25 protein-coding genes and 1 riboswitch are annotated in these 25,413 nt (G+C 74.0%); of the genes, 7 read left to right on the top strand and 18 right to left on the bottom strand.

Going from position 1 to position 25,413, the window contains the following annotated elements; translation table 11 throughout:
- Positions 1–96: 96 nt before the first annotated feature.
- Positions 97–942 (bottom strand): C40 family peptidase, encoded by an 846-nt coding sequence (locus MKK69_RS26830; protein WP_243973052.1) that lies wholly within the window; start codon positions 940–942, stop codon positions 97–99.
- 450 nt (positions 943–1,392) lie between these two features.
- Here MKK69_RS26830 and MKK69_RS26825 point away from each other — a divergent pair, with 450 nt between their 5' ends.
- Complete coding sequence (locus MKK69_RS26825) at positions 1,393–1,725, top strand: hypothetical protein (protein WP_243973051.1); 333 nt, start codon at positions 1,393–1,395, stop codon at positions 1,723–1,725.
- A 13-nt stretch (positions 1,726–1,738) separates the two neighbouring features.
- Here the strand turns inward: MKK69_RS26825 and MKK69_RS26820 are convergent, their stop codons facing one another.
- Positions 1,739–2,425, bottom strand: a complete 687-nt coding sequence (locus tag MKK69_RS26820) for an SDR family oxidoreductase (protein WP_243973047.1) — start codon at positions 2,423–2,425, stop codon at positions 1,739–1,741.
- Between the two features lie 493 nt (positions 2,426–2,918).
- Here MKK69_RS26820 and hisS point away from each other — a divergent pair, with 493 nt between their 5' ends.
- Both hisS and MKK69_RS26810 read left to right on the top strand, forming a co-directional pair.
- On the top strand, positions 2,919–4,442 hold the full coding sequence (hisS, locus tag MKK69_RS26815) for a histidine--tRNA ligase (protein WP_243973045.1): 1,524 nt from the start codon (positions 2,919–2,921) through the stop codon (positions 4,440–4,442).
- A gap of 68 nt (positions 4,443–4,510) precedes the next feature.
- The gene (locus MKK69_RS26810) at positions 4,511–4,765 is read left to right on the top strand and encodes a hypothetical protein (protein ID WP_243973043.1); all 255 of its coding nucleotides are present in this window, start codon (positions 4,511–4,513) and stop codon (positions 4,763–4,765) included.
- A 152-nt stretch (positions 4,766–4,917) separates the two neighbouring features.
- Here MKK69_RS26810 and MKK69_RS26805 read toward each other — a convergent pair whose 3' ends face one another.
- Both MKK69_RS26805 and MKK69_RS26800 read right to left on the bottom strand, forming a co-directional pair.
- Positions 4,918–6,228, bottom strand: a complete 1,311-nt coding sequence (locus MKK69_RS26805; protein WP_243973040.1) for a histidine-type phosphatase — start codon at positions 6,226–6,228, stop codon at positions 4,918–4,920.
- A gap of 48 nt (positions 6,229–6,276) precedes the next feature.
- Positions 6,277–7,965 (bottom strand): methyl-accepting chemotaxis protein, encoded by a 1,689-nt coding sequence (locus MKK69_RS26800; protein ID WP_313900889.1) that lies wholly within the window; start codon positions 7,963–7,965, stop codon positions 6,277–6,279.
- 186 nt (positions 7,966–8,151) lie between these two features.
- Between MKK69_RS26800 and MKK69_RS26795 the strand changes: the two genes are divergently transcribed.
- The gene (locus tag MKK69_RS26795) at positions 8,152–9,291 is read left to right on the top strand and encodes an ATP phosphoribosyltransferase regulatory subunit (RefSeq protein ID WP_243973038.1); all 1,140 of its coding nucleotides are present in this window, start codon (positions 8,152–8,154) and stop codon (positions 9,289–9,291) included.
- A complete protein-coding gene (gene hisG / locus MKK69_RS26790; RefSeq protein WP_243973036.1) occupies positions 9,288–10,271 on the top strand; it encodes an ATP phosphoribosyltransferase in 984 nt (327 codons plus the stop codon). The genes MKK69_RS26795 and hisG overlap by 4 nt, the downstream gene beginning before the upstream one ends.
- Before the next feature lie 252 nt (positions 10,272–10,523).
- Here hisG and MKK69_RS26785 read toward each other — a convergent pair whose 3' ends face one another.
- From MKK69_RS26785 to MKK69_RS26775, 3 genes are all read right to left on the bottom strand, one after another.
- Positions 10,524–10,871 (bottom strand): lysozyme inhibitor LprI family protein, encoded by a 348-nt coding sequence (locus tag MKK69_RS26785; RefSeq protein WP_243973031.1) that lies wholly within the window; start codon positions 10,869–10,871, stop codon positions 10,524–10,526.
- Between the two features lie 83 nt (positions 10,872–10,954).
- Entirely contained in the window at positions 10,955–11,386 is a 432-nt protein-coding gene (gene hemJ / locus MKK69_RS26780) for a protoporphyrinogen oxidase HemJ (RefSeq protein ID WP_243973030.1), read from the bottom strand.
- 4 nt (positions 11,387–11,390) lie between these two features.
- Positions 11,391–12,524: a uroporphyrinogen decarboxylase gene (locus tag MKK69_RS26775; RefSeq protein ID WP_243973029.1), complete on the bottom strand. Its 1,134-nt coding sequence runs from the start codon at positions 12,522–12,524 to the stop codon at positions 11,391–11,393.
- A 462-nt stretch (positions 12,525–12,986) separates the two neighbouring features.
- Here MKK69_RS26775 and MKK69_RS26770 point away from each other — a divergent pair, with 462 nt between their 5' ends.
- Complete coding sequence (locus tag MKK69_RS26770; RefSeq protein WP_243973028.1) at positions 12,987–13,817, top strand: pyruvate, water dikinase regulatory protein; 831 nt, start codon at positions 12,987–12,989, stop codon at positions 13,815–13,817.
- A gap of 130 nt (positions 13,818–13,947) precedes the next feature.
- Here MKK69_RS26770 and crcB read toward each other — a convergent pair whose 3' ends face one another.
- The 10 genes from crcB to MKK69_RS26720 form a co-directional block, all read right to left on the bottom strand.
- Positions 13,948–14,337: a fluoride efflux transporter CrcB gene (gene crcB / locus MKK69_RS26765; protein ID WP_243973022.1), complete on the bottom strand. Its 390-nt coding sequence runs from the start codon at positions 14,335–14,337 to the stop codon at positions 13,948–13,950.
- 84 nt (positions 14,338–14,421) lie between these two features.
- Positions 14,422–14,500, bottom strand: a riboswitch (Fluoride riboswitch).
- A 55-nt stretch (positions 14,501–14,555) separates the two neighbouring features.
- Complete coding sequence (locus MKK69_RS26760; protein WP_243973020.1) at positions 14,556–15,065, bottom strand: hypothetical protein; 510 nt, start codon at positions 15,063–15,065, stop codon at positions 14,556–14,558.
- Between the two features lie 177 nt (positions 15,066–15,242).
- Entirely contained in the window at positions 15,243–15,662 is a 420-nt protein-coding gene (locus tag MKK69_RS26755; protein ID WP_243973018.1) for an EF-hand domain-containing protein, read from the bottom strand.
- Positions 15,663–15,756: 94 nt separating this feature from the next.
- Entirely contained in the window at positions 15,757–17,106 is a 1,350-nt protein-coding gene (locus MKK69_RS26750; protein ID WP_243973016.1) for a hypothetical protein, read from the bottom strand.
- A 113-nt stretch (positions 17,107–17,219) separates the two neighbouring features.
- Positions 17,220–18,140: a tetratricopeptide repeat protein gene (locus tag MKK69_RS26745; protein WP_243973009.1), complete on the bottom strand. Its 921-nt coding sequence runs from the start codon at positions 18,138–18,140 to the stop codon at positions 17,220–17,222.
- Entirely contained in the window at positions 18,140–19,069 is a 930-nt protein-coding gene (locus MKK69_RS26740) for a VWA domain-containing protein (protein ID WP_243973008.1), read from the bottom strand. The genes MKK69_RS26745 and MKK69_RS26740 overlap by 1 nt, the downstream gene beginning before the upstream one ends.
- A 301-nt stretch (positions 19,070–19,370) precedes the next feature.
- Positions 19,371–20,387, bottom strand: a complete 1,017-nt coding sequence (locus MKK69_RS26735; RefSeq protein WP_243973121.1) for a VWA domain-containing protein — start codon at positions 20,385–20,387, stop codon at positions 19,371–19,373.
- Positions 20,388–20,407: 20 nt separating this feature from the next.
- Entirely contained in the window at positions 20,408–20,884 is a 477-nt protein-coding gene (locus MKK69_RS26730; RefSeq protein ID WP_243973007.1) for a DUF4381 family protein, read from the bottom strand.
- Positions 20,885–20,908: 24 nt separating this feature from the next.
- Positions 20,909–21,784 (bottom strand): DUF58 domain-containing protein, encoded by an 876-nt coding sequence (locus MKK69_RS26725; RefSeq protein WP_243973120.1) that lies wholly within the window; start codon positions 21,782–21,784, stop codon positions 20,909–20,911.
- Positions 21,785–22,047: 263 nt separating this feature from the next.
- Positions 22,048–23,049, bottom strand: coding sequence for an AAA family ATPase (locus MKK69_RS26720; protein ID WP_243973006.1), 1,002 nt, complete (start codon positions 23,047–23,049; stop codon positions 22,048–22,050).
- A 284-nt stretch (positions 23,050–23,333) separates the two neighbouring features.
- Here MKK69_RS26720 and MKK69_RS26715 point away from each other — a divergent pair, with 284 nt between their 5' ends.
- Positions 23,334–24,044, top strand: coding sequence for an MgtC/SapB family protein (locus tag MKK69_RS26715; protein WP_243973005.1), 711 nt, complete (start codon positions 23,334–23,336; stop codon positions 24,042–24,044).
- A 283-nt stretch (positions 24,045–24,327) separates the two neighbouring features.
- On the opposite strand, the gene MKK69_RS26710 is transcribed toward MKK69_RS26715, so the two are convergent.
- On the bottom strand, positions 24,328–24,831 hold the full coding sequence (locus MKK69_RS26710) for a DUF3429 domain-containing protein (protein ID WP_243973004.1): 504 nt from the start codon (positions 24,829–24,831) through the stop codon (positions 24,328–24,330).
- Between the last annotated feature and the right edge of the window lie 582 nt (positions 24,832–25,413).

Genomic DNA, 25,413 nt, shown 5'->3' with positions numbered 1-25,413 from the left:
AACAGGCCAAGTCCCGGAACAGGTCCAGGAACCGGGCCGGACGGTCGCGGCGGGGCCCTCCTGTAGCACGATTGCCGCGGGTTTGGACCCGGCCCCTCAGAGGCGCCGGAGGCCGGTCACCGGGCCGAAGCTGTGGGCCTGGATCCGGGCGACCGCCTCGGCCAGGGGCTCCACCGCCACCGCCATGTGGTGGCCGTTGGCGTGGATCAGGGTCTCGGGGTCGAGCATCAGGCCGACATGGCCACGCCAGAACACGAGATCGCCCCGGCGCAGGGCCGCGCCGTCGAGGGGCAGGGCCTGCCCGAGATCCCGCGCCTGCAGGTCGGCGTCGCGCGGGCAGGCGAGCCCCGCGGCGTCGAGGCAGAGCTGCACGAGGCCGGAACAGTCGAGCCCCAGCGTCGTCCGGCCGCCCCAGAGATACGGGATCCCCACCAAGCGCAGGGCCGTGGCCGCGTAGTCGGACGCGCGCTCCCCCACCGGGGCGCAGTGGCGGGCGAACACGTAGCCGCCGGGGGTCTCAAGATACGCCCCCGCCTCGCCGGTCACCACCAGCCGCGCTCCGAGGCTCAGATGGGCGCGGATGGGCCGCTTCAGGTCCGGTTCCGGGTACAGGAAGGTGCGCAGCGCCGTGACCCGGTGGGTCGGCTCCGGCCCCGCCGGCCCGAGGCTGTCGGCGGGCAGGTAGCCGACATAGCCGTCGCGGGCGAGCTGCACGAAGGCGAAGCCGTCCGCCGCGGCGTAGAGCTCGACGGCGTCGCCGAGCAGCGCCTCGGTGTCCAGCCCGGCGTCCGGGGCGGGGGCGCGCCGCAGGGGCGCCGCGGGGGCGATGACCCGGCGCGGCGTGCCGGCGACGAAGCGCTCCGCGGTGACCTGGCCGCGCAGGTGCAGGGCGGCGATGTCGGCCCGGGCCGGCGTCAGGCGGGGATCGAGGGTCTCAGGCATGCGGCCATCCTAGGGCATCATCCTGAATGCTGGTGTCCGCCGTCCGGAAAAAAGTCGATGCGCGCCGGAGGCCGCGGGCGTCGTTCCCGACCCGGGAACCGGACGATACGCTCAATCTCCGGGGGGCATCGTCTCGTCCCGGAGGCCGATAGCCCTCGTCCGGGCGGGAGGCCGGACCCCGGGGGGCCTTCGGGATCTCTGGGGAGATCGCCGTGGCGGGGCGGAACCGTTGCGCCGCCCGCCCTGCGCTCCTATGTCGCATCCGCCCTCCGCCGGGGCGATTCGGCGCGATCGTGCCCACGGGCTCGACAGCGTCGGCGTCCTGGTGCCCATCGCGGCGGCAACGGTCCGTCAGCCATGTGCCCGGAATGCCGGTCACGGGCTTTTGATGCACTGCACAACCGGCCCGGAAGGCGCTATGTCTGTCCCATGAAGACTGCGAGTCGCCCCGTGAAGAAGACGCAGAAGAGCTTCGCCGACCTGCCGCCGATCCGGGTGCGCCGCGAGCCGCCCACGATCAACGAGGCGGTCGCGGCCGCCCAGGACCTCGCCGACGATGTCGAGCAGCAGGTCGAGATCGCCGCGGGCCTGATCGGCCTCCCGGCCGACGAGGTCCGCCCCCACGTCCTGGCCGCCAAGACGGCGAAGCCGGAGCGCGTGCCGGAGCGGATCCTGACCCATGCGAGCCCGAGCCGGGCGCCGCGCACCGTCGTGGTCGAGCGGCGCACCCGGCCGACCGTGGTGATCGAGCGGCGCATCCGCCCGATGGACCCGCGCCGCTGAGCCGATCCGGTCCTCACCAGGGCAGTGTCTCGCCCCGGTAGTCGAGATAGTGGGCGCCCGGCCGGCCGAGCGCCGCCGCAATCACGTCGGCGAGGCCGGTGACGCTCGTGGCCACGTCGAGATCGGCCTCCGTCCCGCCCATCTCGGTGCGGACCCAGCCGGGGTGCAGGATCAGCACCGACAGGTTCTCGGCCCGGTGGCGGATCTCGAAGCTGCGCGCCAGGGTGTTCAGCGCCGCCTTGCTGGCCCGGTACGTCTCCCAGCCGCCCGTCTCGTTCAGGCTGACGCTGCCGAGGATCGAGCTCATCAGGGCGAGGCTGCCGCCGGGGGCGAGGCGGTCGCGGAACGCCTCCGCGAAGCGGATCGGGCTGACAGCATTCGTGAGATAGACCTGCGCGGCGACATCCCGGGGCACCGCGTGCAGCGGGTCGTGGGCCTGCGTGGCGACGCCGGCCACCACGAAGATCAGGTCGAAGCGCTCCGAGGCCAGGCGGTCGTGCAGGGCGGCGACGCCGGCATCGTCGTCGATATCGGCGGTCTCGACGCGCAGCGCCTCGGAATCCAGCCGCCCCAAGTCGGGGGACGGCGTGCGCTGGGTGGCGGTGACCCGCCAGCCGCGCCCCAGGAAGGTCTCGACGAGGCCGAGCCCCAGGCCCCGGGAGGCCCCGACGATCAGCGCGCTCTTCTGCGATGGGTTCATGGTGTCCTCGACGATCCGGCCGGATCAACCGGCCGCGCCCGCGAAGGTTCGCCGAATCCCCAAGGACGAGGGCGGGGAGCGCGATAGCCGGCCGGCCAGGCTTGCACGTCGACCCAACCCCGTGGATTCCAGAGGGATCATCCCTTTGGCGGGGTCCCGGGGCAGAGCCCCGAGGCTTTCGCAGGGTTTGCGCCCCGCACCCGCGAAATGTCCGGGACCGTTCGAAACCATCACGGGCCGAGGATCACTGGCTAAGGACAGGATCCGTCCTGATCGAAGGACCGGGAACACGCGGAAACACGCTCCGGCGCCTCGTCCCGCACGGTGGCTGCCGGCCTTCGGAAAAAGACGATGTCCGTCAAAAAGCTAGCGCCCGGTGCCGGTTCCGGTATCCGGCCCGATGCTGTAGAGCCCGGCCCCAGGATCTCCGCCGTGCCGGGGACGACTCACACCGGATCCGGGCTCCGGGTCCACGGGAAGCGAACACGATCCCATGTCCAAGCCTGAGACCCTGAAACCCCGCCTGCCGCGCGGCTTCGTCGACCGGCGCGCCGACGAGATCGCCGCGCAGCACCGGATGCTGGAGACGATCCGCAAGAGCTTCGAGCTCTACGGGTTCGAGGCCCTGGAGACCCCCTTCGTCGAGTACACCGAGGCGCTCGGCAAGTTCCTGCCCGATCTCGACCGCCCGAACGCGGGGGTGTTCTCGTTCCAGGACGACGACGAAGCGTGGCTGTCGCTCCGCTACGACCTCACGGCGCCGCTCGCCCGGTTCGTGGCCGAGCATTTCGACGCCCTGCCGAAACCCTACCGCAGCTTCCGGGCCGGCTACGTGTTCCGCAACGAGAAGCCGGGGCCGGGCCGCTTCCGCCAGTTCATGCAGTTCGACGCCGACATCGTCGGCGCGGGCAGCGTCGCGGCCGATGCCGAGATCTGCATGCTGATGGCCGACACCCTCGACCGGCTCGGGCTCGGCGGCCGGTACGTGGTCAAGGTCAACAACCGCAAGGTGCTCGACGGCGTGATGGAGGCCGCGGGGCTCGCGGGCGACGACCGCGCCGGCCAGCGCCTCACCGTGCTGCGGGCGATCGACAAGCTCGACCGGCTGGGCGTCGACGGGGTGCGCGACCTGCTCGGCGCCGGCCGCAAGGACGAGAGCGGCGACTTCACCAGGGGCGCGGGCCTCGACACGGCGGCGATCGGGCGGATCCTGGCCTACGTGTCTTTCCAGGCCGACGCGGGCGACGGCGCCGACAAGGTGGCGTTCTGGGAAAAGTTCTTCGCGGGCTGGCACGACGCGGTCGGCGATTCGGAGACCGGCCGGGAGGGCATCGCCGAGCTGCACGCGATCATGCGCCTCTGCGCCGCCGCCGGCTACGGGCACGAGGTCATCCGGGCCGATCCGAGCGTGGTGCGCGGGCTCGAATACTACACGGGCCCGGTCTACGAGGCCGAGCTGACCTTCCCGGTCACCAACGAGGACGGCCAGACCGTGCGCTTCGGCTCGGTGGCGGGCGGCGGACGCTACGACGGGCTGGTCGGCCGCTTCCGGGCCGAGCCGGTGCCGGCCGCCGGCTTCTCGATCGGGGTCTCGCGCCTGTTCTCGGCCCTGCAGCTGGTGGGCAGCCCCCTGCTCGCCGGCGCCGAGACCCCCGGGCCGGTGGTGGTGCTGGTCCTCGACCGGGAGAACATGGCCGATTACCAGCGGCTGGTGGCGCTCCTGCGGGCGGACGGGATCCGGGCCGAGCTCTATCTCGGCGCCGCCGGCATGAAGGCGCAGATGAAATACGCCGACCGCCGCCGCGCGCCTGCGGCGGTCATCCAGGGCTCGAACGAGCGGCTGGCCGGCGAGGTCCAGATCAAGGACCTGATCGAGGGCGCCCGGGCGGCGGATTCCATCGCCAGCAACGCCGAGTGGAAGGCGGCCCGGCCCGCACAGATCTCGTGCCCGGAGGCCGATCTGGTGGCGCAGGTCCGCGCCGTGCTGGCTCGGCACTTTCCCTCGACCGCGGGTTGAAACGCCCGAGCTTCGACAGCGTTGTTCCCCGTCGATGCCGCGACCCTGTCGGCAGGGAGACCCCGGGGATGCGTGCCAAGACGACGGTCAAGCCCCTGATCCTGTCGGCCGCCCTGCTCATCGCCTGCGCGGCGCCGGCCTCGGCGGCCCGCCCGATCCCCGACCGGCTGCCCAGCGCCGTGGCGGTTGCGACGCCCGGCACCGGGAGCGCCCCCATCCTCAGCACCGGCGTCGCCGCGGGCCCCGCGCTCAGCGCGCTGACCCGGCGCAAGCCCGGCCGTCGGCCCCGCGGAGCGCGGCTCGGAAGCATCCGCCCGCTCTGAAAGTCGGGCCGGCGAAGATCCGGGGTTTCCCAAGAGCGAGCCCTTGGGCAGGGGTTCGGGGGCGGAGCCCCTGAAATTCGGGCTTCGCCCGAGACCAGGGCCCTGCCCTGGACCCGCGAAAGGGCTGGCCCTTTCGAAACCCGGACGATGCGTTACCGGACGCACACGGGCGGCAGCGCGGCGCGGACCTTGGCGACGAACGTCTCCAGATCGCAGCCGCCGTCCCGCGCCGGGCAGATCCCGATCGTCAGCGGCAGCGAGACCGGCGGGTCGAGGGGACCGAGCGGCCGGGCCGAGCGCAGCTGGTCGAGGGTCTGGGCGTAGATCCGGACCCGGATCGTCCGCGCGCTGGTCTCCGGACTGCGCCAGACCTCGAAGGCGAGGGTGGCGCCGGGGGCCGTCGGGTCCGGCTGCCCCGGGAGCGACCAGCCGAGGCCGAGGGCGCCCGACAGGGTCGACAGGGTGGTGTCGTGGCCGGCCAGCACGACGAGGCGCGCGCTCGCCCCGAGCGGCGGCACGCCGAGTCCCCGGGGCACCACGCCCTGCAGCAGGTCCGCGAGCATCCGCAGCAGCGTCGCCCCGTGGAACGCGGCGATCTCGGGCGTCCGGTGCAGGAGATCGGCCGCCCGCCGATGCGCGGGCAGCAGTGCCGCCAGGGTCTCGGGGGTGCCCTGCCCCCAGGCCACCTGATCGGCCGGCAGGCCCTGGGCGTATTCCAGGAGCAGGTTCTCCGACACGGCGGCGGCCAGCGCCAGCGGACCCTCGATCTTCGGCCCGGTGGGCGTGGCCCCCAGCGTGCTCGGGCCGTCGAGGCAGGCCGCCGGGACCGCCTTGCAGGCGGCAGGACCCAGGATCCGCTTCAGCGCCGCGATGGCCTTCTCGGACGCCCTGTCGGTCACCGCGGTCCCCCCGGCCGTCCGCGCCTGCACCGCCGCCAGGGCCGCGGCCGGATCCAGGGGACAGACGCGACCGCCGTCGAAGACCGGATCGGAGGCGCCCACCGGCCCGTGACGGGCGACGAGGCCGCAACCCGGCGCGACGGCCTCGGCCAGGACCTGCCCGCTCCGGAGGGTGCGGTTCGTGGCGCCGTCCGCCCAGACCTGCACGGCGTTGGGCGGCGGGCAACCGGTCTCGGGCAGAAGCTCGGCCCGGGCATAGACGCTCCGCAGGTAGGCCCCCATCCGGGACAGCGCCTCGGCGCCGTGCGGCGTCATTTCGCCCGGCTCGACGGGAAAGGCCGGCCAGGGCCGGCCGGTCCGGGCCTCCAGCGCGGCCGGCGCGGCGGTCGGTGCGCGCACCCCGTGGCGGGAGACCGTCACCACCCGCTCCAGCCGGGGCTCGGCCCGGAGGGGAGCCTGCGCCGACAGGAGGATCGCGAGGGCGACGCAAACGGACACGGTGCACAGGAATGCGCCGCTCGGGCCCCGCCCCCGGCCGGGCGCCTGCGGGATCCTCCGCGCCATCACGGTTCGCGCCCGTCCCCGCCTGGCATGATCCGCGGCGGCCCGGGCTCAGGCCGCCCGCAGGCCGGACAGGAACTGCCCCACGGCGGCGCCGAGCTGCCCCGATTCCCGCGACAGGGCCTGCGCCGAGGCCAGGACCTGGGCGGCGGCGGCACCGGTCTCGTCGGCGGCGCCCGCCAGGCCCGCGACGTTGCCGGTCACCGCGCTGGTCCCGGCCGCGGCCTCCGACACGTTGCGGACGATTTCCTGGGTGGCCGCACCCTGCTGCTCCACGGCGGCGGCGATCGAGGTCGCCACGCCGCTGATCTCCTGGATGCGGGCGGTGATCGAGCCGATCGCCCCGACGGCCTGGCCGGTGGAGGCCTGGATCCGGCCGATCTGCCCGGTGATCTCCGCGGTGGCCCGGGTGGTCTGCTCGGCGAGCGCCTTCACCTCGGAGGCGACCACGGCGAAGCCCCGGCCGGCGGACCCGGCCCGGGCCGCCTCGATGGTCGCGTTGAGGGCCAGGAGGTTGGTCTGGGCCGCGATGCCGGAGATGAGCGCGACCACGTCGCCGATCCGGGACGCGGCGGCGCTGAGGTCCTCCACGAGGGCCGCGGTCTGGCCGGATTCCGCGACCGCCCCCTGCGCCATGCTGGCCGAAGCCTGGACCTGCCGGCCGATCTCCTGGACCGAGGCGCCGAGCTGCTCGGCGGCGGCCGCCACCGTGCCGACATTGCCGGCGGCGTCCTCGGCCGCCCGGGCGACGCCCCCCGACCGGGCCGAGGCCCGGGCGGCGATCGCGCTCATGCCTCCGGCCGTGGTCTGGAGCTGGGCGACGGCGTCCGTCACCGCGACGATCACCCCGCCGACGCTGCCCTCGAAGGCCACGGCCATGCTCTGCATCGCCGCCCGGCGCTGGGCCTCCGCGCCCGCCCGGGCCAGCACGGTCTCGGCCTCGAGGGCTTGGTTGCGCTCCAGGCTCGCCCGGAAACCGAGGGCGGCCCGGGCGATCTCGGCGATCTCGTCGCGCCGCTCGGTGCAGGGCACGGCGACCGCGGCGTTGCCGGCGGCCAGTTCCGTCATGGCGGCGGCGACCCGCAGGGCGCGCCCGGCGATGTCCCGGGCGAGCCACGCCATCAGGGCCAGCGCCAGGACCGTGCCGAGGCCGGTGCCCGCCAGGATCGTCGTCACCGCCGTCGCGCTGGCCGCCCGGGCCGCCCCGGTGGCAGCCCGGGCGGCCCGGCTCGCGGATCCCTTCAGGCCATCGAGGCTCTTCCAGGCGGTGTCGTACAGCCGGTTGGCCGGACCGTTGAAGGCCGCCCGGGCCCGGGCGGCCTCGCCCCCGGCCGCCAGGGCGAAGGTGCCGCGCTGCGCCTCCAGATAGGCCTGCCATTGCCCGGTGAAGGCGGTCATGGATGCGGCCGTGTCGGGGCTCGCCGACAGCAGGGCGGCGACGTCCCGGATCAGGCCCTGCATCTCGGCGATCCGGGCGTCGTTGCGGTCCCGGGCCTGGGCGAGGGCGCCGGGTTCGGTCTCGTCGAGCACCCGGGTGGCCCCCAGGCGCACGCGGGTCATGGTCGCGCGCAGATCGCCCAGGAGGTCGACGGCCGGCAACAGCCGGTCGCCGATCTCCTCGGTGGTCGCGGTGCTCTGCCAGACGCGCAGGGCGGCCTGGGTGCCGACCGCGATGACGATCATCCCGCTGAGGCCGGCGAGCACCAGGAACTGGGTTCTGAGGCGGAAGGGGAGATGCACGGGTCGTTCACCGATGACGGGCCGGGAGCGGCAGGTGTATCCGATGGCTGTTGCAGGTCCGTAAAGGTTATCGCGCCTCGGACCGCGCCGCGCGCGATCCTGCGGGGCGCATCGGGCCGGCACGCCCGCGCCCGCTGTCGCCAAGCCCGGGCGCGGTTGCTACAGAGCGCCCGCGAGGTGGATACGATGACACGACCGGAGGCGGGTGAGACGGGGGCGGGGGACGCGGCGCGCACGCGGCTCTCCGCCCATCTGGCGGCGGCGGGCTACCGGCCGGTGACGCCGCCGGTGCTGCAGCCGCTGGAGCCGTTCCTGGAACTGTCGGGCGAGGATATCCGCCGCCGGATCTTCGTGACCCAGGACGCGGGCGGGGCCGAACTGTGCCTGCGGCCGGAATTCACCATTCCCGTCTGCCGCCTGCACCGGGCGCAGGCCGACGGGCAGGCGGCCGATTACAGCTATTGCGGCCCGGTCTTCCGGCTGGCCGCCGACGAGCCCGACGAGTTCTTCCAGGCCGGGATCGAGTCGATCGGGCGCACCGACACGCCCGCGGCCGATGCCGAGGTGCTGGGCCTCGCGCTCGAGGGGCTGGCCCTGTTCGGCCGCTCCGATCCGGCCGTGCGGCTCGGCGACATGGGCCTGACCGTGGCGCTCCTCGACGGCCTCGCGGTCCCGCCGGCGGCCAAAAGGCGGACGCTCCGGGCGCTCGCCGCCGGGCGGTCCCTCGATGCCGTGACCAACGGCGCGGGGGCGCGCCCCGAGGATCCCCATGCCGGCCTGCTGGCGGCGATCCAGGGCCAGGACCCGCGGGGCGTGCGCGCCTTCGTGGAGGACGTGCTGGCCATCGCCGGGATCTCGGCGGTGGGCGGCCGCAGCGCCGGGGAGATCGCCGAGCGCTTCCTCGCCAAGGCGGCAGCCCAGGCCCATGGCGGGGCCGGGCTCAACGCCGAGAACCGCGCCGTGCTCGACCGCTACCGGGCGATCGCCGGCCATCCGGACGCGGCGGCCCGCGACCTGCGGGCGCTCGTCGCCGACGCGCAGGTCCGCCACGACGCCCTCGCGGCCGCCCTCGACCTGTTCGAGGAGCGCATCGGCTTCATCGCGGCCCGCAGCCTGCCGATCGAGCGGTTCCGCTTCCAGGGCGGCTTCGCCCGCAACCTCGACTACTACACCGGCTTCATCTTCGAGGTGACCGAGGGCGACGGTCCGATCCTGGTCGGCGGCGGCCGCTACGACGGCCTGCTCGGCCATCTCGGCAGCCCGGTCCCGCTGCCCGCGGTGGGCTGCACCTTCTGGATCGAGCGCGTGGCGGGAGCCGGACGATGAGCGCTTCCGAGACCATGCTGATCCTCGCCGTCCCGTCCAAGGGCCGCCTGCAGGAGAACGCCAGCGCGTTCTTCGGCCGGGCCGGGCTGAAGCTCGCTCAGGGAGCGGGCGCCCGCGATTACCGGGGCCGGCTCGTCGGCGTCCCCGACGTCGAGGTGCGCTACCTCTCAGCCTCTGAGATCGCCGCGCAGCTCGCCTCCGGCGCGGCCCATCTCGGCATCACCGGCGAGGACCTGATCCGCGAGACCCTGCCGGACGTGCGCGGCCAGGTGGAGCTGCTGACGCCGCTGGGCTTCGGCAACGCCACCGTGGTGGTGGCGGTGCCCCAGGCCTGGATCGACGTCCGGGACATGTCCGACCTCGACGAGGTCGCGGCCGGGATGCGCGCCCGCCATGGCCGGCGCCTGCGGGTGGCCACCAAATACGTGAACCTGACCCGCCGGTTCTTCGCCGAGAAGGGCGTCGCCGATTACCGGATCGTCGAGAGCCTCGGCGCCACCGAGGGCGCGCCCGCCGCGGGCTCGGCCGAGATCGTGGTCGACATCACCACCACGGGGGCGACGCTCTCCGCCAACGCCCTGAAGGTGCTGGAGGACGGGATCATCCTGCGCTCCGAGGCCAACTTGGTGGCCTCGCTGAAGGCCCCGTGGGGCGCGGGCCAGCGGGCGGCGTTGCGCACGGTGCTCGGCCGGATCGCCGCCGAGGAGCGCGCCCGCACCACCCGCGAGGTGCGCGCCGCCCTGCCGGAGAGTGGCGCGATCGACCTCGCCACCCTCGCGGGCCTGCACGAGGCCGAACTGCCCTACGGCGCCCCGCTTGGACCGGAGGGCGAGATCGTCCTGCGCTGCCCGGAGGGCGCGGTGTTCGAGCTGGCCGACGCCCTGGTCCAGGCCGGGGCGCGGGCCGTGACGGTGCGGCGGGTCGACTACGCCTTCGCGGCGGAGAACCCGCTGGCGGAGCGGCTGCTGGCGCGGCTGTGAGGGGTCGCCCCGATGCCGGAAAGCTGGAAAACTTCCGGGCCGCGGTGTCTATGTCTCGGGTGGGTGACACGGTGAAAGACTGCCTGCCGTAGCACGGTCGTCCCTCGCGGATGACGGGAGCGCGATGCGGGGTTCCGGCAGGCCCCGCCCCACAGCCTCAGGAGGCTTCGGCCTCCTTTCGCGGTTTAGGATCCCGAATCGCAGGGTAGCGTCCGGCCTTCGCAGCGCCCGCCAGAGATCCCGTTCGGGTACCTACTGCGGCCCCTGCTTGGCGAACTCCCCCAGAACCCCGCGCAGCACGGTGAGGCGCGTGTCGTAAGCGGCGCGCAGGCAGGCGACGTCGGCGCCGCAGGTCCGGCGTTCCTGCAACCAGGCCTCCTGGTCGTCGCGCAGCTTGGTCTGGCCGCCCATCGGCAGCACCGCCTTCAGGATCTCGAACCGGGTCGCCATCTCGACATCCCTGTCGTTGAGGGCGAGATGCGCGCAGATCGCCGTCTCGTCGGGGGCCTCGGCCTTCTCGCAGGGGAAGCTCGCCGCGTGGGCGGAGGGGCCGAACGCCAGGGCGGCCAGGACCAAAGCGGCGGGGAACGACTTGGACATGGCCGGAAACGAGCCGGCGGGCGAAAGGCTCCGCCCGGCATGGCGGCACGGTAAACCTCGCCCGGGATCACAGGATCCCGGGATCAGAGGCCCGGCTTGACGATCGCCAGGATGACGATGCCGATCATCAGCAGCGTCGGCACCTCGTTGAGCACCCGGTAGAACCGGGGCGCGCGGGTGTTCCGGTCGGCGGCGAAATCCTTGACCATCCGGGCGAGCCAGCCGTGGATGCCCGACATCGCCAGCACCAGCACGAATTTCGCCTGCAGCCAGGGGCTCGCGTAGAACCCGCTCATCCAGGCGAGCGTCAGACCGAACGCCCAGGTGGCGATCATGGCGGGGGTCATGATCGCCTTGAGCAGGCGGCGCTCCATCACCTTGAAGGTGGCGGCCTGCGCCCCCGAGCCCGGCTCCAGGCCCGCGTGGTAGACGAACAGCCGGGGCAGGTAGAGCATGCCGGCCATCCAGGCGATCAGGCTGACGACGTGCCCGGCCTTGATCCAATCGTAGAGCACGGGCCTACCCGCGCAGCCGCGCGAGCATGCGCTCGACATGGGCGACCGGCGTCTGCGGCGTGATGCCGTGGCCGAGGTTGAAGATGTGCGGCAGGCCCGTGGTCGCCGCCAGCACCCCGTCCACCGCCGCGTCGAGGGCCGCGCCGCCCGCGATCAGCGTTTCCGGATGCAGGTTGCCCTGCGTGACCGTCGCGGCCGGCACCCGGGCGCGCAGGGCCTTGAGGTCCACGCCCCAATCGACCCCGACCGCGTCGGCGCCGGTCTCGGGCACGACCCGGGCATGGCCGTCGAGCCCCGAGCCGCGGGCGAACACGATGATCTTCGCGTGGGGCACCCGTTCGCGGACCCCCGCGATCATCCGGGCGATCGGGCGCAGGGACCAGCGGGTCAGCGCGTCCATGGCCGCCCCGTCGGGCAAAGCGCTCTCGGCCACGTCGCCCACCGGCTCCACGAGGCCGGCCGAGGGCGGTACCGCCGCCGGCAGGGTGCCGGCATGGGATTCGAAGATCTGCACGGCGTCGGCGCCGGCCTGGAGCTGGCGCACGAGGTAGTCGGTCTGCACGGTGACGAGGCGGTCGATCAGGGTGTCGACCAGGGCCGTGTCGCCCTCGGCGAGCGCCCGGGCCGGGGCGAGGTCGGGGGTGCCGCGGCCGCCGATCATGTAGCTCGCCACCGTCCAGGGGGCGCCGCAGAAGCCGAGCAGCGTCGTCGCGTCCGGCAGTTCGGCGCGCAGCCGCGTCACCGCCTCGAAGACCGGGGCGAGGTGCGTCATGACCGCCGGGTCGCCGGCCTCGCGCAGGCGCGAAAACGCATCCCGGCCGTCGAGCGGGTCGAGGCGGGGTCCCTCGCCCTCCACGAAGCGCACGTCCTGGCCGAGCGCGTGGGGCACGACGAGGATGTCGGAGAACAGGATCGCGGCGTCGAAGCCGAACCGGCGGATCGGCTGGAGCGTCACCTCGACGGCGAAGTCCGGGCTGTAGCAGAGGTCGAGGAACGAGCCGGCCTCGGCCCGGGTCGCCCGGTATTCCGGCAGGTAGCGGCCGGCCTGGCGCATCATCCAGGCGGGGGGCGGCCCGATCGCCTCCCCTTCGAGGACACGCAGCATCGTGCGTTTCACCGGCGGTGTCCCCGTCGTCATCTGCGCTCCCACCCCGCTTAGCCCCTTCCGCATGCCCGTCGGCGCGGCTCCTGTCGAGTCGCGACGCGCCGATCCCCACACAGGCCCCTTCGAAAAGAAAAGAGAGAGTCTAGGACTCTGTTTTTTCTCTTGGGGGGGCGAAGTTCGGGGTCGCAAGCGGGTCCACAGGCCGTCCCCGACGCCGCGCCGTTAACGAGGCTTTAAAGGATTCGCTCCATGTTGCGAGAACGGCCAAGTCCGACAGCGGCTTGCGAACGCCGAGTCCGGTACGCACCCCTCGTGCGTCCCGGATTCTCCCAGGCGCCCGGATTCCGCGCGTCCCGATGGCGTAGCTGTGAACGGCGGAGTCGATAAGACGGGGCCTCCGCGCCCTGGACCTGCCCGAAGCCGCATCCTATCCACACTGATCGACTCCCCTGGCGGCCGGCGGTGGATAACGCCCGGCGAGACGAAGGCGACAGGATGGGCCGCAGCTACTTCCACCTCCACCTCGTCTCCGACTCCACCGGCGAGACGCTGATCAATGTCGGCCGGGCGGCGGCCGCCCAGTACGAGGGCGTCTCGGCGATCGAGCACGTCTACCCGCTGGTGCGCTCGGCGGCGCAGCTCGACCGGGTGATCTCCGAGATCCGGGCGGCGCCGGGCCTCGTGCTCTACACCCTGGTGGGCGGTGACCTCGGCGAGCGGCTGGAGGAGGTCGCCCGGGAGACCGGCTCCCCCTGCCTGTCGGTGCTGCGGCCGGTCCACGACCTGCTGCGCGCCTATCTCGGCGCCGAGACGACCGCCCGGCCGGGCGCCCAGCACATGCTCAACGCCGAGTACTTCAAGCGCATCGACGCGATGAACTTCACGCTGGCCCACGACGACGGCAACCTGCCGGAGGACCTGGAGGATGCCGACGTGATCCTGCTCGGGGTCAGCCGGACCTCGAAGACGCCGACCTCGATCTACCTCGCCAATCGCGGCCTCAAGACCACCAACCTGCCCCTGGTGCCGGGCATGCCGCTGCCGCCGGCGATCGAGCGCGCCCGCAAGCCCCTGGTGGTCGGCCTGTTCGCCTCGCCCGAGCGGATCGTGCAGATCCGCCAGAACCGGCTGTCGAGCCTGAACGCCGACGAATCCTCGATGTATGTCGACCGCTCGGCGGTGGCCGACGAGATCACGGCCTCGCGGCGGCTGTTCACCAAGAACCGCTGGCCGACCATCGACGTGACCCGCCGCTCCATTGAGGAGACCGCGGCCGCGATCGTCGACCTCTACCGCGACCACCGCCTGAAGTTCATCGCGGATTGAAACGGGGTTCCCAAAGGGCGAGCCCTTTGGCGGGGTTCAGGGGCGGAGCCCCTGAGACGCGGGCCTCGCCCGACACCAGGGCTCTGCCCTGGACCCGCGAACGGTCGAAGACCTTTCAAAACCGTGACGTTCAGCTTCCGCTCAGGACCGCCCGCACCAGGGCGAGGCCCGCCAGCAGGCCCACGAGCCCGGCCGCGACCGAGCCCAGCACGTAGAGGGCGGCCAGGCCCGTCTCGCCCCGCTCGTACAGGCTGATCGCGTCGAGCGAGAAGGTCGAGAAGGTGGTGAAGCCCCCGAGCACACCGGTGGTCAGGAACAGCCGGGCCGGGTGGCCCGCCGCGCCGCGCAGGGCGAAACCCTCGGCGAGCACGCCCATCAGGAATGAGCCCAGCACGTTGATGATCAGGGTGGCCAGGGGAAAGCCGAGGCCCGGCAGCAGCCGCGACACCGCGACGTTGACGCCGTGCCGGGCGCCCCCCCCGAGCCCGGCCCCGAGGATGACGATGAGGGTGTTGATCATGCCTGCCCTTCCTGTTCGGTCGGGCGGCCTCCCCGCGTCGCGGCTTCGGCGCAGGGCCCCACCGCGGACGGCGAAAGGCGCGCCCGTTCGGTAGGAGCCATCAGCCCGGCATGGCGGTCACGATGCCGGGCGGTTGCCGGGGAGCTCCATCCCCATCGGGGACGGGTTTAGCGCAGGACGGCGCGTGGGGGAATCGGGTTTTCGAACGCCCCTGCGGGTCAGCGGGCGGAGGCGAAGTGGCTGCGCTGCTCGATCTGGGCGGCGTAGAAATCCTCGACGACCTCGCGGACCACCTCGGCCAGCTCGCCGCCCCGGTTCTCGTCGAGCTGGATGTCGCTGCCCACCGTCCGGCCGCTGGCGCCGCGCGCCGCCCCGGGGACCAGGCGCTCGTTGTAGCGCTGGTTGAGGCCCGAGACCGCGATGAAGTTGCTGCCGCCGAGTTCCGGCCCGTAGGTGATCTTGATCTTCTGCTCCGCGTCGGTCCCGCGCAGCTGCGCGCAGAGGCTGATGAAGTTGTCCTGATCGATCCTGGCTTCGAGGCCGGTGATGCTGCCGTGGACGTTGTCCGCCTCGTTGAGCACCTCGGCCATGAGGTTCAGGACGCCGACGACCGGCTCCAGCGCCCGGGCGCCCTCCGCCAGGAGCTTCCTGCGGAAGTCGTTGCTCCGGGCATCGGCTTCCTGAAGCCGGGTGCGGAACCTGTCCTTGACGTCGTTCGCGCGGGCCATCGCGCTCCTCCCTGGATGTTGATCCGATGCTGTGTCGCTCGGTGGGAGGAGCCTACGAGACCGATTCGAATGCTGCAAGATCGTGCAACATATTGATGCCTGCTCAGATCTTGAGCCGTTGCACAGGAATAATACTTGCTTATCGACTGTGCAACGGCGACGGACCGGGATCCGCCGTTACTTCAGGAGCTGCAGCAGGCTCCGGCCGGCCGGGGTCTTGAGCTCCTTGGCGTCGAGCTTGCCGTCGCCGTCGGGATCGGCCGCCTTGAAGCGGCTCTCCACCAGGGCGAGGTATTCCTTGCGGTCGAGGGTGCCGTCGGAATCGGCGTCGGCGGCCTTCAGGTCCTTCTTGCTGATCCGGCCCTTCAGCTCCTTGGCGTCGACGGTGCCGTCCTTGTCCGTCTCGGCGGCGTCGAAGGTCTTGCCGGCGGCGGCCTGGGCCTCGGCCAGATCGATGGTGCCGTCCTTGTCGGTGTCGACCATCTTCAGCGTGCGCTCGGTGCCGGCGGAGCGCGCGGCGGCCGGGAGCGTCGCCGGCAGGAGAAGGGCGGCGACGAGCGGCGCGGCGAGGGCGGTTCGGGTCAGGGTTGCGGGCATGGATGACGTCTCCGGTGGCGATCGGTGCCGGCAGCCCAAGCCGCGGCCGCGCGGGCCGTTCCTTCACAAGGCGACGATCATCCCCCGCCGCGGGTCAGCGGGCCGGGCCGTCGAGGGGTGCCAGACGGTCCGGCCCGGGCGCGGCGGCGACCGGTTCGGGGCGCGACAGGGCGCGGGCGAGCCCCGGCAGGTCCGGCCCGGCCGCGCCCGGGGGCCCGAACACCGACCGGTCGAGGGTCGCGAAGGCGTCGACGAGCGCGGGCCGGGACCGCCAGATCCGAGCCAGATCCGGCGCCTCCCGCAGCGCCGCCTCCAGGGCCGTGTGGAACCGGGCCGGATCGCCCGTCCGGGCCGCCGCGCGCAGGGCGCGCCGGGCCGGGCCGGAGAGGCGCAGGCGCGGCCGCCCGAGGCCGAAGCCGATCAGGGCCAGCCCGAGCCCGAAGGCGGCGAGCGCCGCGGCGGCGGCCGCGAGCGGCGCGGGGACCGGCGGGGGCGCCCGGTCGGTCTCCCGGTCGGGCAGGCCGCCGCCGATCTGCCGGGCCGGGATCTCGGCCTCGCGCATCGTGCGGGTGCCGGTGTCGAACCACGGGATCGCGATGGCGTCGAGGGGGATGATCTCCGGCACGCCGGGCTTCACGTCCCACTGGTAGGTGGCCCGGGCCACGGGACCGGAGGGCGTCAGCAGGGTCTCGCGGGTGACCGGGCCCGCGAAGGTGATGATGCCGCGGGTGCGCATCACCGGCCGGGGCGGCAGGCCCTCGGCGACCATGCCCTGCGCCTCCAGGGTGACGATCCGCCGGGCGGTCTCGCCGACCTTGATGGTCTCGGGGTCCGGGCTCCAGGAATCCGTGATGGTGACGTCCCGGGCGGGCAGCCACCAGGGCTCCTTGGCGTCGGGGCCGCCGGTGGCGGCGGTCCATGGTTCGACGGGGAAGGGGATCGGGGCTGAGCGCACCTCGACGGTCCGGCGCTCGCCGACATCGTTGACCGTCAGCTTGTGGGTGAACGGCTCGATGGTGAACGGCCCGGCATGGTGCGGGAAGACCGCCACGGTGCGGTCGAACGCGATGGCGCTCTGGCCGTCCGGGAGCTTGGCCTTGCTCCAATGGTCGCGGCCGAGCTGCGTCCAGGAAAAGTTTGCCAGCGAGGGCTGGACCACCTCCTCCAGCAGGATCGGCTGCTTGTAGACCCCGTGGATCTTCAGCAGCACCATCTCGCGGGCGAAGGGGGCGCTGTGGCCGTTGAAGTCCGCCGTCACCGTCAGGGTGAGGTCGCCGGGCTCGATCTCGGCCCGGGCGGGGAGAGGGGTGAGCGGAGGGGCGAGGAGGGTGACAACAAGGGCGGCCCGGATGCGCCCCCGCCCTCCCCCCGCTGCGGGGGCGGGTACCCCGCGGAGCAGGGGGGGAGAGCGGAGCGCCGCTTCAAGCAGGGTCGCGCCCGCCATGACGGGCTCAGCCCGCTCCGGAGGCCGGGCTCCCCTCCCCCGACCCCCTCCGGGGGCCGCCCGCCCGCGCAGAGGGGGGCGGGCAATCGCGCATCGCGGAAGACTCAAGAGCATCACCACGGGTTGCTCCCGGCGGGTATCGCGGTGCCGGCCTCGATCCGGCGGGTCTGCTCGGCGCGCAGGCGCAGCTTGAGATAGCGGCCCGGATCGTCCGGCAGGGTCTGGAGCCAGAGCCGGTCCGGGCGGATCTCGTGGGCCTCGAAGCTCTTGGTCACCCGGCGGACCTCGCGCTCGGGGGCCTCGGCCACCATGGCGGCGCCGCCGCCCGTGCGCCCGCGGCCCGCGGCGTCGCCGGCCGAGCCCCGGGCCTGGCCCTTGCCGGCGTCGATCGACTGCTGCTCGGCCCTGCCCCGGCGGGCGACCTTGCTGTTGCCGGGCAGCGACGCGCTGGCGTTGGATTCCTTGTTGCCGGCCAGACCCTCGCCACTGGAGGCGGCGTTGATCTCGTCGGTCTGGTCCTGGTTGGCGGTGTTGTTGTAGCGGGCGCCATACTGGGCGGTGCCGTTGGCGATGCCGCCGCCGGGGCCGCGGTCGATCACCTCGGCCTGCATCCGGGCGATCAGCGAGCGGTTGGCCTGGGCGTCGGCGTCCCGGGGGTCGAAGCGCAGGGCCTCGTCGTAGGCCGCGAGCGCGCCGGGGAGGTCGCCGGCGCGCGCCAGGGCGTTGCCGAGATTGTAGCTCGCCCGGCGGCCGCCGGCGCGGAACAGGGCGATCGCCGCGTCGTAGCGGCCGGCCTCGTAGAGGGCGGCGGCGCGCCAGGCCGGATCGGCGAAGACGTCGGCGGCCAGACCCGGCAGGCCGAGGCCCATCAGCAGCCGCCCGAACCCGGTGCGGGGCTGCGAGACCGCGAGCAGCGCCAGCAGGCCCGCGCCCGCCAGCGCGAGGCCGGCGAGCCGGGCGCGGCGCCGCCAGCGTGGCGGCAGGCCGGCCCGGAGCGGCGCGGCGAGACCCGTATCCGGCAGGCTCAGCCGCATCACGCGCTCCTGCGGAACAGGACCAGGGCCGGCAGGGCCGCCAGCAGCAGCAGCCAGCGCCCGAGATCCGCGTAGGCCAGCACCCCGTAGCCCCCCGCCGCGAGGTGCTGACTGAGCCCGGCGCCGACCGCGTCGAGCACCGGCCCGGGGGCCGCGATGTCGGCGGCGGTGCCGCCCCCGGCCCGGGCCAGGGCGTCGAGGGCGGCCCGGTCGGGCCTGGGCGCGCCGGGCGGGAGCGGCCTTTCGGCGGGGACGAACAGGGCCTGCAGGCGCCAGCCCTGCCGGGCGATCGCCCCGGCCTCCCGGGTCGCGGCCTCGCCGACGCCGTCGCCGTCGCTGATCAGCACCACGTCGGCGGCGACCACGTCCGCCTCCGCCAGGGTGCGGCGGGCGAGCGCCAGGCCCCGCTCGGGATGGGAGCCGCGGTCGGGCACCGTGTCGGCGTCGAGGGCGAACAGGGTGGTGCCGAGGCTGTCGCGGTCGGTGGTGGGGGAGGCGGCCAGATAGGCGTCGCCCGCGTAGACCACCAGCGCCACGGCCCGGGTGCCGGCGGCCTCGGCCACGGCGGCGGCGGCCTGGCGGACCCCCTGGAGGTTGCCCCCCTCGGTGACCGAGCGGGAGAGGTCGAGGACGATCACCGTCTCGTCGAGATTGCGGAACGTCCGCCCGTCCGCCCGCTCCACGGCGGGGCCGGTCAGCGCCAGGGCGATCAGCCCGGCCGCCAGGGCGGCGGCGAGATTCGCCTGCCGCCGTCCGCCGAGCACCGCGCCGGCCCGGGCGAGATGGGCCATCAGCGCCGGATCCACCGCCCGGGCCCAGTCGCCGAGGGGCGCCGAGCGCCACGCGGCGCGCAGGGCCAGGAGGGCGATGACCGGGATCGCCAGGAACCACCAGGGGCGCAGGAGGGCGACGGCGTCGAGGGCGCTCATCGGGCTGAACCGGAGAGGGCGCACGCTCTCCCTCCCCCCCCTGCGGGGGAGAATACCCTGCGAAGCAGGGGGGGAGAGGGGCGCGACGGTGCAGGATAAGGCGTTGGCCGGCCCGTCGACTCAGCCCTTTTCGGACGCCGCGCCCCCCTCTCCCGACCCCCGCTGACGCAGGGGGCTCCCCTTGGGCCCCCCTCCCCCGCAGAGGGGGGAGGGAGGGGCGCGCGGCTTCGATCGCGGCTTGGATCGCCGCCCTTATCCATCCAGCGACGCGTTGTGGCCGAGACCTCAAACACCGCACCCATCACGCCCCCCTCCGGCTGGCGAGCAACGCGGCGGCGGCCAGCAGCGCCAGGGCGCCCGGCCAGGGCCAGAGGTCCCGGCGCAGCGGCAGGGGCGGTGCCAGGGCGCGGCCGCCCTCCAGCCGGTCGATGGCCTCGGCGACCCGGACCAGATCCGCGGTGGTGCGCACCCGGAACGCCTCGCCGCCGCTCGTCTGCGCCATGTCGCGCAGGGTCTCGGTGTCGACCACGTCCTGCTCGCCGTCGGCGTCGGCCATGTCCCGGGGGCCGAGCGCGATCGTGTAGATCCGGATGCCCAGGTCCTTGGCGAGCTCCGCCACGTCCTTGGGGGCGGTCTGGCCGGCATTGTTGGCGCCGTCCGAGAGCAGGATCACGGCCTTCGCGGGTTTCGCGGCGCCGGGTTCGGCCTCGGCCCCGGCATCCCGGGGGTCCAGGCGGCGCAGGGCCAGCCCGAGGCCGTCGCCGATGCCGGTGGAGCGGCCGCTGATGCCGATCGTCGCCTCGTCCAGCGCCCGGGCGACCGCGGCGGTGTCGAAGCTCGGCGCCGCCGCCACATAGGCCTGGTCGGCGAAGATCACGAGGCCGATCCGGTCCCCGGCCCGGCGCCGGATGAAGTCGGCGCCGACGCGCTTGACCGCGGCGAGCCGGGTCACGGTCTCGCCGTCGAGGGCGAAGTCGCGCCGCTCCATGGAGCCCGACAGGTCCATGGCGATCATGATCTCGCGGCCGGAGGCGGGGAGCGCGGCGGCCGGCATGACCAGGCGGGGCCCGGCGAGGGCGACCAACAGGGCGAGCCAGAGCGTCCAGGCGAGGGCGGTCCGGCGGCGCCCGCGGGCCGCGCGGTCCGCGCCGGCCCGGCCCGCGCCCACCAGGGTGCCGGGCACCCGGAGGGCACCGCTGCCGCCCTCCGGCTCGGCCGGGATCAGGCGGCCGGCGAGCAGCGGCAGGGGCAGGGCCAGCAGCGCCCAGGGCGCGGCGAGGTCGAAGGCCGACAGGAGCGCGCTGAGCCAGGCGGGCAGGAGGTCGCTCACCAGACCGCTCACGAGCGCGCCCCGCTCCGCACCCGTCCGATCAGGCGGCCGAGTTCGGCGTCCAGGGCGTCGAGATCCGGAGCCTGGCGGCGGTACAGCCCGTCGGCGAGGACGCGGCCCGCCCCCCGGGTGAAGAAGTCGGTCCGGAAGAGGGCGTCGAGGCGCCGGCCCCACTCCGCGCCCGCGGTCCGGAGCCCGGCCTCGCCGCCCAGCGTCCGGTCGAGGCGGCGCAGCAGCCGGGCCTGAGCCACGAGCCGCGCCTCCGGATCGAGGCCGCGGCTGCGGGCGAGTTCGGCCAGCGCCGCCCGGCGGAGGCCGGCCCGGGACCGGCCGCGCAGGGCGCGCGCGAGCCCGACCAGCAGGGCGGCCAGGAAGCCCAGGAGGGCGGCCGCGAGGATCTCGCCCTGCACGGCGCCGGCGGCGCCCCCGGGCAGGTGCAGGCCGCGGAGCTGGTCCAGGCCGAGCGCGGTCTCGGCGGGCATCATCGCGGCACCCCGCCGGGCCCGGCCTCACAGCACCGCATCGAGGCGCTCCATCAGCGGCGCGTAGGCCTCGGGTCCCGCCTCGACGTCGAGGCGCACACCCGTGATGCCGCGGCGGGCGTAATCGGCGAGCCGCGCCTCGGCGGACCCGTCCGACCCGCCGGCCGGCCTCGCCGTCGGCAGCGCGGTGCCGCGGCTCCCATCCGCCAGGGCGAAGGGATAGTAGCCCGGCGGCCGGGCGCGCTCGAAGGCGTCGCTCACCAGGATCAGCCGGATGGCGATCCGCTCGGCCAGCAGGGTCAGGAGCTCGTCGAAGCCCGGGCCCGGGGCGTCGAGGGCGCTGGCGACGACGAGGTGGCCGCCGGCGGGCAGCAGGCTGCGGGCGAGGCCCAGCGTCGCCTCCAGCGGCGGCTCCGCCTCGGACCGGATTCCGGGCAGGGCCTCCAGGGCCTGCGCGTGGGCCTGGGCGAGGGCGCCGGTCACGGCGATCATGGCGCGCTCCCCGCCCGCGGGCCGCAGCACCGTGGGGGCCCCGGCGGACGCCACCGCGAGGCCGACCCGGCCGCCATCGGCCGCGACCCGCCAGCCGAGCAGCACCAGGGCCTCGGCGGCCGCCACCGAGCGCAGGGTCCGGCGGGTTCCGAACAGCATCGCGGGCCGGAAATCGGCGAGCAGCACCACGGCCCGGTCGCGCTCGTCGTGGTGGGTGCGGACATGCAGCTGCCCGGTGCGCGCGGTGGCGTTGCGGTCGATGAAGCGGCGGTCGTCGCCCTCCGACCAGAGCCGGACGTCCTCCGGCTCGGAGCCGCGCCCGCGCCGCCGCGTGACGATGCCGCCGGGCAGGCCCGCCAGCGTCCGGGTCCCTGGCGCCGAGCCCCGCCGGGCGAGGTGGCGCAGGCCCATCAGGGCCTCGCCCGAGAGGTGGATGCCGCTGTCGGCACCGCCTCTCCCGCCCCCCTCTGCGGGGGCGGGTGGCCCCTGCGGCAGCAGGGATCGGGTCGGGATGTAGTCCCGCAAGAGGGGAACCCGGCTTCCGGAAGCGGCGCGACCGTCCTGAAGGCCGGCGTTCGATCCTGCACCGTCGCGCCCCTCTCCCGACCCCCTCCGGGGGCCACCCGCCCCCGCAGAGGAGGGAGGGAATATGCGCCGCGCGAACCCGAACATCGTCAGAGGGCCCGCACCCGCTGCACGAGCTCGCCCACGAGCCCGCGGGCGGTCCTGCCCTCGGCGGCGGCCCGCCAGGTCAGGCCGATGCGGTGGGACAGGGCGTCCCGGGCCAGCGCGGTGATGTCCTCGGGGGTGACGTGGTCCCGGCCGTGCAGCCAGGCCCGGGCCTTGCCGGCCATCATCAGCGCGAGCGTACCCCGCGGCGAGGCCGGGTGCTCGATCAGCGCGCGCAGGTCCGGGGCGGCCGCGTCGGTGCGGGTCGCCGCCACCAGCCGGACGAGGTAGTCCTTGAGCGCCGGCGACACGTAGGTGGCCAGCGCCGCCTCCCGGGCGGCCCGGACATCCGCCAGCGACAGGCGCACGGGCATCGCCTCGACGTGGTGGGTGATCTCGCCCTCCACGAGATCGAGGATCGCCCGCTCGGTGGCCTCGTCGGGCATGTCGACCACGACGTGCAGGAGGAAGCGGTCGAGCTGCGCCTCCGGCAGCGGGAAGGTCCCGGCATGCTCGATCGGGTTCTGGGTCGCCACGACCATGAACGGGTCGGACAGGGCGTGCGTGGTCCCCGAGACCGTGACCTGTCCCTCGGCCATGGATTCGAGGAGCGCCGACTGCACCTTCGGGGGCGCGCGGTTGACCTCGTCCACCAGCACCAGGGCGTGGAACAGGGGACCGTGCAGGAATTCGAAGGTGCCGCTGTCCTGGCGCCACACGGTGGTGCCGGTGAGATCGGCCGGCATCAGGTCCGGGGTGCATTGGATGCGCGCGAAGGAGCCGTCGAGGCCGTCGGCGAGGCGCTTGACCGCGCGGGTCTTGGCGAGGCCCGGGGCGCCCTCGATCAGCAGGTGGCCGCCGGTCAGGAGCCCGATCAGCAGGCGCTCGACCAGGCCGGCGCTGCCGATCAGGCCGCGTTCCAGCCCCGCGCGGAGCGCCATGACGCGGCCGTGCAGGCCCTCGTCCGGGACGATGTCGGGCCGGCGTTCGGCGAGGGCGCCGCTCATGCGGGGAAAATTCCGGCGCGGACCGATTCCGCCGCGTGGGCCCTGTCCTGCATCCTGTCCGTCTCCTCGGCCGGGTCCCGAATTCTTAAGGGATCCTCAGTCTCTTGCCGGTGTGCCCGTTGCCCGGTGCGGCCGTCAATCCCGGTCCCGGCCCGCGCCGGGGTCGAGGCCGGTCCACGGTGTCACGGTTTCGTCACCACGCGCGCCCAAGGACCGCCCCGCCCGAGAACGGCCCCGCAAGAGAACCGCCCCGCCCAAGGACTGCCGATGACCGAGGACCGCCGATGACCACCTACGCGTCCCTCCCCGAGGAGTTGAAATCCGCCCTGGGCCTGCTCGTGGCCTTCGTGCTGGGCACGGTGATCGGGGCCGAGCGCCAGTACCGGCAGCGCACCGCGGGCCTGCGCACGGCGGTGCTGGTGGCGGTGGGCGCCTGCGCGTTCGTGGATCTCGGCATGCGGCTGACCGGCCCGGACGGGGGGGTCCGCACGGTGGCCTACGTGATCTCCGGCATCGGCTTCCTCGGGGCCGGCGTGATCATGAAGGAGGGGATGAACGTCCGCGGCCTCAACACCGCCGCCACCCTGTGGTGCTCGGCCGCCGTGGGGGCGTTCTGCGGCGCCGACCTGCCCCTGGAGGCGGTCTTCGTGATGGTGACGGTGCTGGCCTGCAACACGGCGCTGCGGCCGCTGGTGAACGCCATCAACCGCGCGCCGATCCGCGAATCGGCCACCGAGGCGACCTACGAGGTCCAGGTGACCACCGCGCCCGGCGAGGCCGGCCCGGCGCAGGACCTGCTGGTGGAACGCCTGGAGGCGGCCAATTATCCGGTCAGCAACGTCGAGGTGGAGGAACGCGGCGAGAGCGCGGTCGACGTGGTGGCGACGCTGACGGCGAGCGCCGTGAAGGCGGAGGAACTCGACGCCGTGACCAACGACCTCGCCCGCCTCCCGGGCATCCGCCACGCCACCTGGTCGATCCAGACCGCCGACTAGCGCATCCGCCCGCGAGGGGGCTGCCGGCTTTCGGAGACGACGATGCGCCAAGGCCTGTTCTGGCGTGATCCTGATCCTTCGATCCTGACGGACGGATCCCGTCGCTGACCGGTGATGGTTTCGAAGGGTCCGGGACCTTTTACGGGTGCAGGGCGCCGCTTGCGAGATCCTCGGGGCTCCGCCCCGAGACCCCGCCCAAGGGACGATCCCTTGGGAATCTGCGGGATCGGGTCGCCGTGCGGTCCTGCGCGGCGACAGGCGCGAGCACAGGCAAAAATACGGCTCAGTACGGCGCCGTCAGCTTGAGCCAGAGCAGGACCGCGAGGCTCACCACGGCGATCGGCATCTGGATCGGGCGCAGGCGGGCATGCGCCAGGGGCACTGCGCCGGTGCGCGCCGCGATCGGGTCGAGGATCCCCACGAGGGCGTAGCCGAGGATCAGCATCGCCAGCGCCGGCACCGCCTTGCCCATCACGGCGGCGAACAGGCTGAACAGCCCCAGCCCGTACAGGACCAGCATCGTGACCAATTGCGACAGGCGCGGGCCGCCCTCGGTCCGGAAGCTGACGCCCCGGTGCACGCCGGCCAGGAACAGCAGGATCGAGGCGGCGTAGAGCAGGGTGAACAGGGCCACGAGGTAGTCGAGGGGCTGGCCGTTCAGCCACCACGCCGCGGCGGCGCCGACGGCGATCGGCACCATCGGGCCGAAGCCGAAGACGAGGTCGAGCCACGGGATCCGGCGCGGCTCGTGCGCGGTGAGGGTGCGTCCGGTGGCGTCGTCGCGCATGGCGGTCAGAGGGGCTCTCGGGTTGGGGATCTGCTGCACCGCAGCGCCGGGACGGTGAACCCTCCCGTGCGGGCCCGGTTCCGGGCCGGTCCGCCGCGCCGCCTCTCTAACCCCGGCGCGTCCCGTCCGCGAGGGCCTTGAATGGGGGCCTCGAATGGGGGCCTCGAATGGGGGCCTCGAATGGGGGCCTCGAATGGGGGCCTCGAATGGGGGCCTTGAGTGCGGGGGCGAAACGCGTTATCTCTTCATCGCCCTCGTCACAAGGTCAGCGCCACAGCGCGCCCGAAATCGGAAGGGCGGGGTGGGGTGCGGCGAGGGGACCGTGGAGCAGGGTGGCGAAGCGGTTTTGGCAGGGCCCTGGCGGCTCACGGGCGGGGTGTGGCGGTGACCTTGTGGCGAGGGCGATGGAGAGGGAGCGCGTTTGGGCCCCGCGCTCAAGGCCTGCATTCGAGGCCGCCATTCGAGGCCCCCATTCGAGGCCCCCATTCGAGGCCCCCATTCGAGGCCCCCATTCAAGGCCCTCGCGGACGGGACGCGCCGGGGTTAGAGAGGCGGCGCGGCGGACCGGCCCGGAACCGGGCC

Origin of the sequence: Methylobacterium sp. J-026, assembly GCF_022829585.1 — a bacterium.
Classification (GTDB): domain Bacteria; phylum Pseudomonadota; class Alphaproteobacteria; order Rhizobiales; family Beijerinckiaceae; genus Methylobacterium.
This window is presented reverse-complemented; position numbering and strand designations above follow the sequence as displayed.

Coding starts and splice junctions, on each gene's coding strand:
- MKK69_RS26720 (WP_243973006.1), bottom strand. CDS start 23,049: ATGAGCGGCGCCCTCGCCGAACGCCGGCCCGACATCGTCCCGGACGAG.
- MKK69_RS26755 (WP_243973018.1), bottom strand. CDS start 15,662: ATGCCCGCAACCCTGACCCGAACCGCCCTCGCCGCGCCGCTCGTCGCC.
- MKK69_RS26820 (WP_243973047.1), bottom strand. CDS start 2,425: ATGAACCCATCGCAGAAGAGCGCGCTGATCGTCGGGGCCTCCCGGGGC.
- hisG (WP_243973036.1), top strand. CDS start 9,288: ATGAGCGCTTCCGAGACCATGCTGATCCTCGCCGTCCCGTCCAAGGGC.
- MKK69_RS26795 (WP_243973038.1), top strand. CDS start 8,152: ATGACACGACCGGAGGCGGGTGAGACGGGGGCGGGGGACGCGGCGCGC.
- MKK69_RS26715 (WP_243973005.1), top strand. CDS start 23,334: ATGACCACCTACGCGTCCCTCCCCGAGGAGTTGAAATCCGCCCTGGGC.
- MKK69_RS26750 (WP_243973016.1), bottom strand. CDS start 17,106: ATGGCGGGCGCGACCCTGCTTGAAGCGGCGCTCCGCTCTCCCCCCCTG.
- hisS (WP_243973045.1), top strand. CDS start 2,919: ATGTCCAAGCCTGAGACCCTGAAACCCCGCCTGCCGCGCGGCTTCGTC.
- MKK69_RS26760 (WP_243973020.1), bottom strand. CDS start 15,065: ATGGCCCGCGCGAACGACGTCAAGGACAGGTTCCGCACCCGGCTTCAG.
- MKK69_RS26710 (WP_243973004.1), bottom strand. CDS start 24,831: ATGCGCGACGACGCCACCGGACGCACCCTCACCGCGCACGAGCCGCGC.
- MKK69_RS26785 (WP_243973031.1), bottom strand. CDS start 10,871: ATGTCCAAGTCGTTCCCCGCCGCTTTGGTCCTGGCCGCCCTGGCGTTC.
- MKK69_RS26770 (WP_243973028.1), top strand. CDS start 12,987: ATGGGCCGCAGCTACTTCCACCTCCACCTCGTCTCCGACTCCACCGGC.
- MKK69_RS26830 (WP_243973052.1), bottom strand. CDS start 942: ATGCCTGAGACCCTCGATCCCCGCCTGACGCCGGCCCGGGCCGACATC.
- MKK69_RS26740 (WP_243973008.1), bottom strand. CDS start 19,069: ATGAGCGCCCTCGACGCCGTCGCCCTCCTGCGCCCCTGGTGGTTCCTG.
- MKK69_RS26725 (WP_243973120.1), bottom strand. CDS start 21,784: ATGGGCCTGCGCCACCTCGCCCGGCGGGGCTCGGCGCCAGGGACCCGG.
- MKK69_RS26730 (WP_243973007.1), bottom strand. CDS start 20,884: ATGATGCCCGCCGAGACCGCGCTCGGCCTGGACCAGCTCCGCGGCCTG.
- crcB (WP_243973022.1), bottom strand. CDS start 14,337: ATGATCAACACCCTCATCGTCATCCTCGGGGCCGGGCTCGGGGGGGGC.
- MKK69_RS26745 (WP_243973009.1), bottom strand. CDS start 18,140: ATGCGGCTGAGCCTGCCGGATACGGGTCTCGCCGCGCCGCTCCGGGCC.
- MKK69_RS26775 (WP_243973029.1), bottom strand. CDS start 12,524: ATGACGACGGGGACACCGCCGGTGAAACGCACGATGCTGCGTGTCCTC.
- MKK69_RS26810 (WP_243973043.1), top strand. CDS start 4,511: ATGCGTGCCAAGACGACGGTCAAGCCCCTGATCCTGTCGGCCGCCCTG.
- MKK69_RS26805 (WP_243973040.1), bottom strand. CDS start 6,228: ATGGCGCGGAGGATCCCGCAGGCGCCCGGCCGGGGGCGGGGCCCGAGC.